This is a genomic window from Kitasatospora sp. NPDC101108 (assembly GCF_055584725.1).
Genome location: NZ_JBVJLM010000001.1, coordinates 362877 through 375023 on the forward strand (window position 1 = coordinate 362877; position 12147 = coordinate 375023).

The 12147-nt window shown below is 74.2% G+C and carries 10 protein-coding genes; 6 read left to right on the top strand and 4 right to left on the bottom strand.

What is annotated here, in order from left to right; all coding sequences use genetic code 11:
* The first annotated feature begins 246 nt into the window (after positions 1-246).
* The 5 genes from ACZ6Z8_RS01650 to ACZ6Z8_RS01670 all read left to right on the top strand — a co-directional run bounded on the left by ACZ6Z8_RS01650 (position 247) and on the right by ACZ6Z8_RS01670 (position 5725).
* Positions 247-1503 carry an ATP-grasp domain-containing protein gene (locus ACZ6Z8_RS01650; RefSeq protein WP_465605231.1) on the top strand — a complete coding sequence of 419 codons (1257 nt, stop codon included), beginning with the start codon at positions 247-249 and terminating at the stop codon, positions 1501-1503.
* Positions 1496-2629 carry a GNAT family N-acetyltransferase gene (locus tag ACZ6Z8_RS01655; protein WP_465605234.1) on the top strand — a complete coding sequence of 378 codons (1134 nt, stop codon included), beginning with the start codon at positions 1496-1498 and terminating at the stop codon, positions 2627-2629. The genes ACZ6Z8_RS01650 and ACZ6Z8_RS01655 overlap by 8 nt, the downstream gene beginning before the upstream one ends.
* 62 nt (positions 2630-2691) lie before the next feature.
* Positions 2692-3852: a hypothetical protein gene (locus ACZ6Z8_RS01660; RefSeq protein WP_465605237.1), complete on the top strand. Its 1161-nt coding sequence runs from the start codon at positions 2692-2694 to the stop codon at positions 3850-3852.
* 19 nt (positions 3853-3871) lie between these two features.
* On the top strand, positions 3872-4804 hold the full coding sequence (locus ACZ6Z8_RS01665; protein WP_465605241.1) for an ornithine carbamoyltransferase: 933 nt from the start codon (positions 3872-3874) through the stop codon (positions 4802-4804).
* 228 nt (positions 4805-5032) lie between these two features.
* Positions 5033-5725, top strand: coding sequence for a hypothetical protein (locus ACZ6Z8_RS01670; RefSeq protein WP_465605243.1), 693 nt, complete (start codon positions 5033-5035; stop codon positions 5723-5725).
* 47 nt (positions 5726-5772) lie between these two features.
* On the opposite strand, the gene ACZ6Z8_RS01675 is transcribed toward ACZ6Z8_RS01670, so the two are convergent.
* The gene (locus ACZ6Z8_RS01675) at positions 5773-6657 is read right to left on the bottom strand and encodes a winged helix-turn-helix transcriptional regulator (protein ID WP_465605246.1); all 885 of its coding nucleotides are present in this window, start codon (positions 6655-6657) and stop codon (positions 5773-5775) included.
* Positions 6658-6729: 72 nt separating this feature from the next.
* Between ACZ6Z8_RS01675 and ACZ6Z8_RS01680 the strand changes: the two genes are divergently transcribed.
* Positions 6730-8004, top strand: a complete 1275-nt coding sequence (locus ACZ6Z8_RS01680) for an MFS transporter (protein WP_465605249.1) — start codon at positions 6730-6732, stop codon at positions 8002-8004.
* Positions 8005-8079: 75 nt separating this feature from the next.
* On the opposite strand, the gene ACZ6Z8_RS01685 is transcribed toward ACZ6Z8_RS01680, so the two are convergent.
* The 3 genes from ACZ6Z8_RS01685 to ACZ6Z8_RS01695 form a co-directional block, all read right to left on the bottom strand.
* A complete protein-coding gene (locus ACZ6Z8_RS01685; RefSeq protein ID WP_465605251.1) occupies positions 8080-8790 on the bottom strand; it encodes a hypothetical protein in 711 nt (236 codons plus the stop codon).
* Positions 8791-8966: 176 nt separating this feature from the next.
* Positions 8967-9758, bottom strand: coding sequence for a hypothetical protein (locus ACZ6Z8_RS01690; protein ID WP_465605253.1), 792 nt, complete (start codon positions 9756-9758; stop codon positions 8967-8969).
* 200 nt (positions 9759-9958) lie between these two features.
* Positions 9959-12010: an amylo-alpha-1,6-glucosidase gene (locus ACZ6Z8_RS01695; RefSeq protein WP_465605256.1), complete on the bottom strand. Its 2052-nt coding sequence runs from the start codon at positions 12008-12010 to the stop codon at positions 9959-9961.
* Between the last annotated feature and the right edge of the window lie 137 nt (positions 12011-12147).

A 12147-nucleotide genomic window follows, 5' to 3' on the forward strand; every position in this document is an offset into this window, starting at 1 on the left:
TTCGGAAATCGGCCTCACACTGAATCAACTCCTGTCAGGTCATGACGGTCTGGGTCAGCGTGATCCCGATGTTGCCATATCAAGTCGATCTATGGAAGGGTCTTGTGACAGGCACAGATCAGCACCTTGCCGCACCGCATATCCCCCCGCCGAAAGCGAGTTGACGCCGCGATCGGACGGGGGCCGCGCCCGGTGCGCGCGCCTCAGGTTCCCTCCCTTGGTTCCACCTCAGAACAAAGGAGCGACGTGACCCGTGACCGTTTCCCCGGCCCGTCGGCACCGGCCGGCCGGGCCGTTCTGTACCTCGGCTGGCAGCGCGAGCCGGTCGAGTCGCTGCGACGCCTCGGCGCCGATGTCACCTGCCTCGTCACCCCGGAACTCCGGTGCACCGCACAGGAGCAGGGCTTCGAGGGGCCGCTGGCCGTCGCCCGGGACCACACCGACACCGAGGATGCGCTCGGTGCCCTCGCCGAACTCGGCCTGGAACCGGCCGACTTCGCGGTCGTCTGCACCGAGGACGAGTTCGCCGTCGTCGCCGCCGCGGTGCTCAGCTCGCTGAGCGGCGCGCGGGAGGCGGCGGTGCCGACCGCACTCGCCCTACGGGACAAGGCCTACCAGAAGCAGCGGGCCCGCGCGGCCGGTGTTCCGGTGGCCGACTGGTTCCGCTGCCCCGACCTCGACGCCGTCCGTGCGTGCCCCGTCGAGCCGCCCTTCGTCGTGAAGCCTCCCGCCGGTGCGGGATCGCAGCAGACCTGGATCGTGCACGGGCCCGCGGACCTGGACGTCGAGGAGCCGCGGAGCGGTCCGTGGCTGGTCGAACGCTTCGTCCCGGGCGAGGAGTTGCACGTCGACGGCGTGGTGCGCGAGGGGCGGCTGCTGCTGGCCTCCGTCAGCCGCTACCTGCACAACGTCATCGAGGTCCACGACGGCCGGCTGGTCGCCTCGGCCACCCTGGACGACACCGACTCCGCCCTCGCGGCCGAGGTGGCCGCCCTGACCGAACGCGTGCTCGCGGCTCTGGGCCACCGGGACGGGGTCTACCACCTGGAGGCCTTCCACGAGGACGGTCGGCTGACGTTCGGCGAGTGCGCCGGCCGCATCGGCGGCGGTCTGATCCACGAGACGGTCCTCGCCAAGTACGGCGTCGACCTCTACGACGAGTGGGCGGCGGCCGCGCTCGGGCTGCCGTCCCCCGCCGCCGCCCGGGAGGTCCGCGCGCTGAAGGACTCCTTCGGGTGGGTCAACCTGCCCGCCCGCCAGGGCCGGCTGCGCGTCCTTCCGGGCCGGGAGGAGATCGAGGCGCGGCCCGGGGTGGTCGAGGGCCAGGTGTGGGCCAAACCCGGTGACACCATCGGTGACCACCGCCTGGGCTCACACCTGCTGGTCGCCAAGGCCCTGGTGCGGGCGCCCAGCGAAGCCGTCGCGCGCGAACAACTCGCCGCCGTCGCCGACTGGTTCGGCCGCACGGTCGAGGTCGATCCGACGGAGGCCGCCGATGAGTGATCCCGTGACGACCATGACCGGTGTCCGCACGCTCGCCCTCCCGGAAGCGGCCGCCCGCGAGGACTGGTCCCGGCTCTGCGGCCCCGCGGACCTGTTCTGCACCCCGGCCTGGCTGGAGGTGGAACTCGACCGCCGCGGGCCGTGGGTACCCGCCGACAGCGCGTGCCTGGTCCACACGGACGAGGCCGGCCGGATCACCGCCGGGCTCACCCTCCAGCAGTTCGACCGTGGGGTGGACGACGTGACCGTCCGGGTCGACAAGATGCTGCTCGCCCTCCCCGACCACGCCGGCCGCGACGGGGACGGGCTCGCCGACGCCCTGCTGCCCTCCCTGATGTGCGGCGGCTGGTTCAACTCGCGGGTGCTCACGGCAGACCCGACGGCGACCCGGGCGGACCCCGCGGTCCTCCGGGCGCTCGTCGCCCGGGCCGTCGCCACGGGGCGGCGGCAGGGCAGCGCCTGCGTGTTCTTCCCGTACGTCAACGCCGAGGAGACCGCGCTGCGTTCGGCCCTGGAGGAGGCCGGCTTCATCCGCTTCCCCGCCCTGGCCCGGCACGTCCTCGACTGCGACTACCCCAGCCACGCCGACTACCTGGCCTCGCTCCCCTCCCGGCGCCGCGTCCGCATCCGCGGGGAGCTGCGCAAGTTCGAGCAGGCGGGGGCGGTCACCTCGCACCAGCCGCTGGACGCCTCCAACGTGGAGCGCATCGCCCATCTCGCCTGGCGCCTGGAGCACAGGTACGACCAGACGACCACCGCCGAACAGCTGACCCCGTGGTTCGCCGCCATCGCCGAACACGTTCCGACCACCGTGTTCACGGCCCGGCTGGACGGGCGGGACTTCGCCATGAGCATGTGGCTGCACCATCAGGGCCGCATGTACGGATTCCATGCCGGCTTCGACTACGAGCTCGGCGCGGGACTTCCCATGTACTCCGTACTGGGCTACCACCTGCCCATCGCCCACGGCTGCGACGACCCGGATGTCACGGTGCTGGAGTACGGCATCAGCACCGACGAGGCGAAGCTGCTGCGCGGCACCAGGGCCATGCCCCAGTACCTCTACCTCAAGCCGCTGACCGAGCGCGCCGCGCAGGCGGCCGTCGCCCCCGATCCCTGCGACTGACCGCCCGTCCACCGCGCTTCCGACGAGATGACCCCCCGCATCCCATCAGGAGGGACGCCCCCATGCCCCTGCCCACTCTGACCCTGCCCACTCTGACCCTGCGCCCCGCCCCCTCCGCCTCCCCCCGGTTCGGCAAAGCCGCCTGGAGCTGCGGCTCCCTCACGCCGGAAGCCGCCTGGCGCGGCGGCCTGGCCACGGTCGCCGCCCGAGCGGCCGGCGGGCCGCCGGACCTGGCGAAGGTCATGGTCGCCGGTGAGATCCTCCCGGACCCCTCGGCCATGCCGGGCGCCACCGGTCCGGAGAGCCCCGAGACGTGGCTCCGCCGGATCCGGGCCGCGCACGCTCCCGGCGCGTCGGTGCTCTTCTACGCCCGTGACCTCCCCCGCCACGACCGGGCCCTGTTCGAGATCCTGCTGTCCGCCGCGGGCCCGGTCTTCGCCGATTCCGGCCTGTCCCGGCGCGACGTCGACGTGGAGCTGTTCTACGGGGAGTACCGGGCGACCCCCGGCGGGATCCACCGCGAGTACTGCGCCAACAGCCACTTCGTCCTCGCCGGAAGGAAGTTCATGCACTTCTGGAACGGGGACGCATGGATACCGGCGGGCACCGAGCGCGACCACGCCGGCGGACCGGTCGGTGACAGCGAGGAGGAGTACCTGCCCTCGCTCGGCGTCGAGTCGGTGTCCGCGCACGGCACCGCGCTGCCGGCCGGCCCCGGCGAGCTGTTCGCATGGGACAACGGCGTCTGGCACGTCGGCGAGACCGACGCCGGTCCGGCCCTCGCCATCAACCTCGCCCGCTACATGTCCTCCTTCGACCCCGGTGAGAGCGCGTTCCGCCTCGACGCCGGGCCGGACGGCGAGGTCGTCCCCGACTGGCTGGCCGCCTACCGCGCCTACCGCACCGACGACCTGACCGCCGACTCCGCCCTCGCCGCCGCCTCCGCCTACGGCATCCCCGGCGCCGACCCGGACCGCGCCGTCGCCGACCTCCCGTCGCCGACCCGGGTGACCGCCACCACCCACGCACCGCTGCTCTGGTGCCGTGACGGCGACGAACTGCTGGTCGCCACCCACGGCCGCGCCCGCCGCTTCCCGGCCCGGAACGCCCCGTGGCTACGGGAGTTCGCGGCCCTGCCGGTCGGCGCCACGACCACCGTCCCGGACGGCGCGGAGCCGCTCGCCGCCTGGCTCGTCCTCCACTCGGCCCTGTCCCCCGCCTGAACCCCCACCAGGAGGAATCATGTTCAACCTGCTGAAGGACGACGACCTGACCGCTGAGCAGATGACCAGGGTGCTGGGCCTGGCCACGGCGGACGAACCCGCCGGACACGCCCTCGCCGGCCGGAGTGTGCTGCTGGTCTTCCTCGAACGCTCCACCCGCACCCGGGTCTCGCTGGAGGTCGCCGTGAGCAGCATGGGAGGCTCGCCCGTCCTCCTCGACAACCTCCGCAGCCGGCTCGCCGACGGGGAAACCCTGGCCGACACCGGCCGGGTCATGGCCCAGTACACCGATCTGGCCTTCATCCGCGCCTACCAGGACGACATCGACGCGTTCGCGACCGGGTTCGGCAGGACCACCGTCAGTGCCGGCAGCGACCTGTGGCATCCCACCCAGATCCTCGCCGACCTGCTCACCCTCCAGCAGGAGTTCGGAGACCTGCGGGGCCTGCCGATCAGCTTCGTCGGTGACGGGAACGACATCTGCAACTCGGTCATGCTCGGCGCCTGTGCCCTGGGGCTCCAGGTCCGGGTGGCCACTCCGCCGGACCACCGCCCCGCGGGATTCGCCGTCGAACGGGCCCGGCACGCCTGCGAACTGTCAGGCGGCTCCCTGACACTGCTCACCGATCCGGCCGAGGCGGTCTCCGGCACCAAGGCCGTCTACACCGACGTCTGGCGCTCGATGGTCCCCGACGACCAGCACGAACAGGAGGAACGCTTCGCCGAGTTCGCCGACTACCAGGTGAACGAGAAGCTCTTCGCCCACGCCGACCCGGACGCCGTCTTCCTGCACTGCCTCCCGGCCCGCCGCGACGAGGAGGTCACCAGCGCCCTCCTCGACTCCTCCCGCAGCCGCGTGCTGCAGCAGGCCCGCAACCGCCTCCGGGTCAACCGCGCGCTCCTGCGGCTCCTGCCCGACTTCGCCCGCGAGGCCCCGAACGCCGGGACGTGAGCCCCGCCTTCCGGCCGGAGGCGCGGATCATCACGGCATCCGCGCCTCCGGCCGGAAGCAAGCACCGGACGTGCCGCCCGCCCGCACCTCGATGGAGGGCGTACTGCTCCCCGTGCGCGGCGCGAGTTGGATGTCCTTGCCCGGCCGGCCACCCCGGTCTTCCCCGGCTCCGGGGCTGCCGTCACACTGGCGCGAGCACGAACGGAAGCACCGGAAAACGGGGGCAGCATGGCCAGTCGTCCGAACAAGAAAAAGAAGAGACCGCTCGCCGCGGGCGCCGGCCGGCCGCCGAAGCCGGTCCGCCGGCGCCGCCCGGGCAAGGACATCCAGCTCGCGCCGCGCACGGTGCGCCGTACGGCGCTCCTGGTCGGGCTGCTCGCGCCGCTGCTGATCGTCGGCCTGCTCGCGCTCGCCACCGATCCGGACTACCAGGCCGCCTGCACCATCCTCGCCGTGCTGGTGCTGATGGCGGCCGTGGTCGGGCTGATGATGATCCGCAGCACCGGGTGGGTGATCTGGCCGGCCGTGTTCCTGGGTGTGCTGCTGCTGGTGATCCCCACCGCCTCGCTGCGCGCCCAGCTGATCGCCCACCGCGGGGTGGAGACCCGGGTCGTGATCACCTCCGCGCACAGCGGCAAGGACCGGATGGGCAAGGTGAGCTGGACCTGCGGCGTCCGGCGCGAGGACGGCCGCCCGCTGCCGCACGGCACCATCGGCGGCACCGGCTGCTCGGGCGGCTCCGTCGGCCGGACCACGACGGTGCTGGCCGACCCGGACGGCTGGGCACCGCCGGCCACCCTGGACGACGACCTGTCCTTCCGCGGCGCCGGGGTCTACGTCACCGGTGCCGCGGCCGTCCTGTGGGCCGCCCTCACCTTCGGCGCGGCCCGCCGCTCCCTGCGCGGACGGGGCCGCCGCTGAGGCTTCGGCGCGGCGGCAGGTGACGGGCCGGCAGGTCCGGGGTGCGGTCAGTCGCCGCGCAGGCCGTCGAGCAGGGCGAGGACGTCCTCGACCGAGCCCGCGGGGTCGAGGACCGGGTAGAGCGCGCCGCGGACGGTGCGGTCGGCGTCGAGGACCAGGGTGAGCCGCTTGAGGCGTTCGACTCCGGCGGCGCGGAAGGTGGGCAGCCGCAGGGCGGCGGCGAGTTCGAGTCCCGCGTCGGAGAGCAGCGGGAACGGGATCCGCGCGTGGTCGGCGAACGCCGCCAGCTGGTCGGGGCGCTGGGTGCTGACGCCGTGGACGGCGGCGTCGCGGGCGGCGAACTCGCCCATCCGGTCGCGGTAGGTGCAGGACTCCAGGGTGCAGCCGGGCGCGCCCGGGACCTCTCCCCAGCCGGGCGGGTAGTCCAGGCCGCCCGGGGCGTAGGCGCCGGGGTAGCAGTAGAGCACCGTCCAGGCGCGGTCCGCGGCGACCGGGTCGGCGTGTCCACCGGCGGCGGCGTCGAGTTCCAGGGCGGGCAGCCGGTGGCCGGTGAGCGCCAGTACCCGGCGGGTCTCGGCGGAGTCGGGGGTGCTGGTACCGCTGAGCGTGCCGTCGCCGAGGACGTAGCGCCCGCCCCAGTCCTGGAGGGCGACCAGCACGGGCAGCAGACCACGGCCCCGGTCGGTCAGGTGGTACTCGTAGCGCGGCGGGTGGGGGTGGTAGAGCCGCTTCTCCAGGACGCCGTCGGCGACCAGTGCCTTGAGGCGTTCGGTGAGCACCTTGCGGCTGATGCCGAGTCCGTTCTGCAGGGCGTCGAACTGGTGGGTGCCACCGGCGACGTCCCTGATCAGGAGCAGGGTCCAGGTGTCCCCGACCACCGCCAGGGCCTGGGAGATCGCGCAGTCGGGGTCAGCCGCTTCCGTGTGCCGCATGATCACCCATTATAGTGAGTTCCCAAAAGGAACTCACTAGGTCGCAAGCGGACCGGTGGCGAAGGGGTGGGCGTGACGACGCGGACAGCGGACACGGCGGCAGAGGCGGGCGCGGTGCGGCCCGGGCGACGCGGGGGCGGCGGGGCGGCGGCTTTCTGGCGCTACTGGACGGCCTCGACGGTCAGCCGGCTCGGCGACCAGGTGACCACGGTGGCGCTGCCGCTGATCGCGGTGGTCACCCTGCACGCCTCGGCCTTCGAGGTCGGACTGATCACCGGCGCCGCGTACGTCGCCTGGCTGGTGATCGGACTGCCGGCCGGCGTCCTGGTCCAGCGCCTGCCGCTGCGCGGCACCCAGGTCGCGATGGACCTGGTCCGCGCGGCCGCCGTCGCCTCCGTCCCGCTGGCGGCCGCCCTCGGGGTGCTCGGCCTGCCGCAGCTCGTCGTGGTGGCCCTGGTGGTCGGCTTCGCGAGCGTCCTCTTCGACGTGGGCAACTCCACCTTCCTGCCCACCGTCGTCCCCAAGGAGCAGCTGACCGCCCGCAACAGCCTGGTCTCCGGCAGCATCGCGGCCACCGACCTGGCCGGGCCCTCGCTGGGCGGCGTGCTGGTGCAACTCCTCGGCGGCGCGGCCTCGATGCTGCTGGACTCGGTCAGCTACCTGGTCTCGGCCTCGCTGCTCGGCAGCCTCCCGCAGGCCGGGCAGCCCGCTGCCCGGCCGACCGGCGGCGCCGGGATGCGCGAGCAGATCCGCGAGGGCTGGCGCTTCGTCGCCCGGCACCCGGTGATCCGGCCGTGCGTCGCCGACGCGACCGCCGTGAACTTCGTCTGCGGCGGCCTGATGACGCTCACCCCGGTCTTCCTGGTCCGCACCCTCGACGCCCCGGCCGCCGCCGTGGGCGCCCTGATGGCCACCGGCGGCCTCGGCAGCCTGCTCGGCGCGGCCGCCACGCCGCGCCTGGTGTCCCGCTTCGGCGGCGGCCCCTCCTTGCGCTGGGCGGCCGCGGTCTCCACCGTCTTCGCCCTGCTGCTCCCGGCGGCCGGGTCCGGCTGGGGGACGCTGGTCTTCGCGCTCGGCAACGCCGGGTTCTCGGCCGGGGTCGTGGTCACCAGCATCGTGACCCGCACCCACCGGCAGACCCACACCCCGCCGGAGCTGCTCTCCCGGGTGATGGCCACGGTCCGCTTCGTCTCCTGGGGTGCCATCCCGGTCGGCGCCCTCGCCGCGGGCGCCGCCGCCGCGGCCTGGGGGCCGCGAACGGCGCTGCTGCTGGTCGCGATCGTGAGCGTGGCGAGCCCGGCGATCCTGCTGGCCGGCCCGGTGCGGCGGATGCGCGAACTGGCCTGAGTGCCGGCGGTCTTCTGTACGGGCGGGGCGCGGTGGGGGCCCCGCCCACGGGCTCACCGCGCGCCGCCGCGGCGGTCAGAGCCCGGCCGGCCAGTTGTAGCCGCTCGGCACCGGGACTGCGGCGTTCTCGGCGGCCGTGCCGTAGACCAGGGCGATCTCGTCGTGGGCGTTCAGCGGGATCGCCGCCGGGTCCCCGCTCACCGCCTTGCCGTCGACGTACGCGGTCAGGGTGTGGGTGGCGTCGGTGCGCAGTCCGCCGAGGTGGTCGGCGGAGGCGGAGACCTGCCATTCGGTCAGGAACTGGCCCAGGGTGAAACCGGCGTTCACCGGCGACTCGACGTGGATGACGCCGGTGGTGTCGTGGGTGTGCAGCGGGCTGATCTTCTGGGCGCTCTCGTCGATGCCGACCAGCGCGGGCACCGTCACGGCCCGTCCGTCGGCGTAGACGTCGAGGTGGGCGTGGATGTGCAGGGCCGTGCCCTCGGCGCCGAGCATCGGCAGGCCGGCCGCCTTGACGGCCGCGGCGGCGTCGGCGGGTGCGTCCCAGGGCGGCGGGGTGGTGCGGCCCTCGGCGGTGGTCCGCGGGTGCGCCGGGACGCCACTGGGCGCGGTGGACTCCTGGTTGGTGGCGATCACCACGGCGATCCCGCCGATCACGACGAGCACGAGCAGGCTGATCAGGCCGCCCACCAGCCACCGCCGGGCCCGCGCGTGCCGGACCTCCGCCGCCCGGAGCGCGGCGACGCGGGCCCGCCGCCCGGACGGCCCGGGCTTCTGCGCTGACATGGCTGCGGGCCTCCTCCGGTCGAGGTAGCTTCCCTCCCAGCCTGGCAGAGTCCACCGCCGCCAGCGCGCCGAGCCCGTGGGGGCCACGCACGACCACCGGACGGTCACCGCGGGTGACCGGGAACGGCCTCGGCCCCGGCTCCCGCACGGGCGGGAGCCGGGGCCGAACGGCGTGGTCAGCGCTGGCCGGGGTAGCCCTGCTGGCCCGACTGACCCGGGTAGGGCACGTTCGGGACCTGCGGCGGGTACGGCTGGCCCTGCGGCGGCACCGGGGCACCCGGCTGCTGCGGGTAGGGCTGGGCCGCCGGGTAGGGCTGGGCCGGCGGATAGGCCTGCGGAGCCGGGTACGGCTGGCCCTGCGGGGCCGCGTGCGGGGCCGGGTACGGCTGCTGCGGCGGGTACGGCTGGCCCTGGGGCGCGCCGAAGCCCTGCTGCGGCGGGACACCGGGCTGGCCCGGCACCGGCTGACCGGGCATCGGCTGACCCGGCATCGGGTAGCCCTGGCCCTGCGGGGTGTCGAACGGCTGCGAGCTCGGGTCGATCGACCCGGGCGGGAAGGCGGCGCTCAGCTGGTCCATCTCGGCGCGCCAGATGCGGTGGATGTTCAGGCGCGTCGGACTGCTGTTGCCCGGCATCTGGATGTACATCGAGCTCCAGATGCTCGCCCGCTTGACCCGGTTGACCGGGAAGGCGTGCCGCGGGAACGCCGCGACGACGTCGCCGGGGCGGTTGTTCCAGCGGTTCGCCGAGTTGATCACCACGTGGCTGTTGGTGAGCGTCAGGAAGTAGTACCTGCGGGTCAGCACGATGATCAGGCCGACGAGCGGAATCTCACCGAGCGCCGCGGCGAGCCACGGGCTGGGCCCGCTCTCCGCGTGCACGCAGGCGATGAAGGTCTCGCCGGGAGGCGCCACCTGCGAGAGCTTCTCGATGACCTGGGCCTTCTGCTTGGCCCGGAGGAATGCCATGTCTTCTGTACCTCTTACCCCGTCTTGTCCGCCGACTCGGTGTGGCGGGAAATCGGCTGAGGTTAGCAGGTGGTGATGACAATTCGAACACCCCCGTCCCCGCCGACCCCTGGGTCCCGCCGGGCCCGCGGCCCGGTGGGACGGAGTCGGCACACGGACCGTCCAAGGGCGGCCCGGGTGACAGCCGCCCGGCGCGCGGATCAGCGCACGGTGGTGACCGTGAAGCCCTCCGGCGCCCGCAGCCGGACGGCCCCGGTGTGGTCGGTCTCCACCTCGATCGGCAGCCCGGCCACCGTCAGCCCGTCGATCCGCAGCGACTCGTAGCCGGCCGGGACCCGGTCGCGCACCCGCAGACGGCGGTTGGGGGCGTCCGCCGTCAGCCCGAGCAGCGACTGGAGGACGAGCACGGAGGACGCGGCCGCCCAGGCCTGGGGACGGCAGGAGGCCGGGTACGGGACGGGGCGGGCGTACCGCTCGCGCGGGTGGCCGGCGAAGAGCTCGGGCAGCCGGTGGTCGAAGGCGGCGGCGGCCCGCACCAGCCCCGCGGCCAGCGGCGCGACGGCGCCGTGCAGTCCGGCGCGGGCCAGGCCGTGCACGGCGACGGCGGTGTCGTGCGGCCAGACCGAACCGGTGTGATAGCCCAGCGGGTTGAAGCCGGCGGTGGCGGCGTCCAGGGTGCGCAGGCCGAAGCCGCTGTCCATGCCGGGGGCGGTGAGCCGCTCGGCGACCAGCGCGCTCTCCGCCTGGTCGAGCAGACCGGTGCCGAGCAGGTGGCCCAGGTTGGAGGCGATCGAGTCGACCGGGCGCTTGTCGCGGTCGAGGGCGACCACCGGGTACCGGCCGTCGCCGTCCCCGGTCCAGAAGCGCGCGCGGAAGCGCTGTCGCAGGCCGTGCGCCCAGTGGCGCCAGTGGGCGGCGCCGGGGCGGCCGAAGGCCTCCAGCAGGGCGGCGGCGCCGACGGCCGCTTCGTGGGCGTAGGCCTGGACCTCGCTGAGCGCGATCGGGGCCTGGGCGATCCGGCCGTCGCGGAAGCGGATGCCGTCCGAGGAGTCCTTCCAGCCCTGGTTGGACAGGCCGCGGCCGGTGCCGTCGACGTACTCCAGGAAGCCGTCGCCGTCCGCGTCGGCGTACCGCTCCAGCCAGCCGAGCGCGGCCTCGGCGTTCGGCAGCAGTTCCTCGACCTGCTCGGCGGCCAGGCCCCAGCGCCAGGCGTCGTGCAGCAGGACCAGCCACAGCGGCGTGGCGTCGGCGGTGCCGTAGTAGCTGGGCGGAAGGCTGGAGCCGGTGTCGAGGTGCTGTTCGGCGCGGCGGACCTCGTGCAGGATCCTGCCGGGCTGTTCCTCGGTGGCCGGGTCGACGGCACGTCCCTGACGGCGGGCCAGGGTGCGCAGGGTGCCGGCGGCGAGGTCGGTGCCGAGCGGGAGCAGCATCCGGGCCGCCCAGAGCGAGTCGCGGCCGAAGAGGGTGAGGAACCAGGGCGCTCCGGCGGCGAGGAAGGTGTCGGCGGGGTGCAGCGGGTCGGTGAGCAGCAGGCCGCGCAGGTCCTGGTGGGAGCGGGTGATCCAGCGGGCGAGGTCGTGGTCGCGGCCGGTGATCCTGGGGGTGGTCCAGGGGGTGCTGGGGGCGGCGGGGAAGAGGTCGCCGTCGCGGTGGTCGGCGGTGCACTCCAGGACGGCCTGCCAGCTCCGGCCGGGGGCGAGTTCGAGGTCGTAGCCGAGGGTGCCGGTGCCGGGGTCGAGGTGGTCGGGCGCCGGGGTGAGGGTGAGGCGGGCGGTGAGCGGGCCGCGGCTCCAGCGCAGTCCGTCCGGTTCCGCCTCGGGGACGGCGGCGGTACCGCTGCGGCCGGCCTTGACGGTGTCCATGGCGGCGAAGTCGCTCTCGGCGCGGACCTCCAGGCGCAGTCGGGCGGTTCGGCCGCCGGCGTTGCGGACGGTGTAGCGCTCGACCAGGCGGCCGGGGTGGAGTTCGCGGCGGCGCTCCAGGGTGGTGGCGGGGTCGGCGGTGCTCTCGGCGAGGCCGCGCAGCACGGTGACGAAGGCGGTGTGCCCGTCGGCGCCGTCGGTGGTGGCCACGGGGGCGTTGGGGACGCCGGGGGCGCCGACCTCCAGGCGGGAGAGGATCCGGCGGTCGCCGTGGTAGAAGCCGTCGGCGCCCTCGGAGATCCGGCCGTCGGGGCGGGCGGCGCAGAAGCTGGGGGCGGCCACGGAGAGCCGGGCGTCGTGCAGGAAGGGCTGCAGCTCGGTCGCTGGCATGGTCTCCTCGTTCTCGGTGCGGGGCTTGACAGTTGCTTCCCCCCGGGCGCAACCTTTCTGCGGTTGGAGCGTTCCAAGACATTAACTCTCCTGGTGGGATTGATGGAACCCCCGCTTGGAACGCTCCAACACCGTCT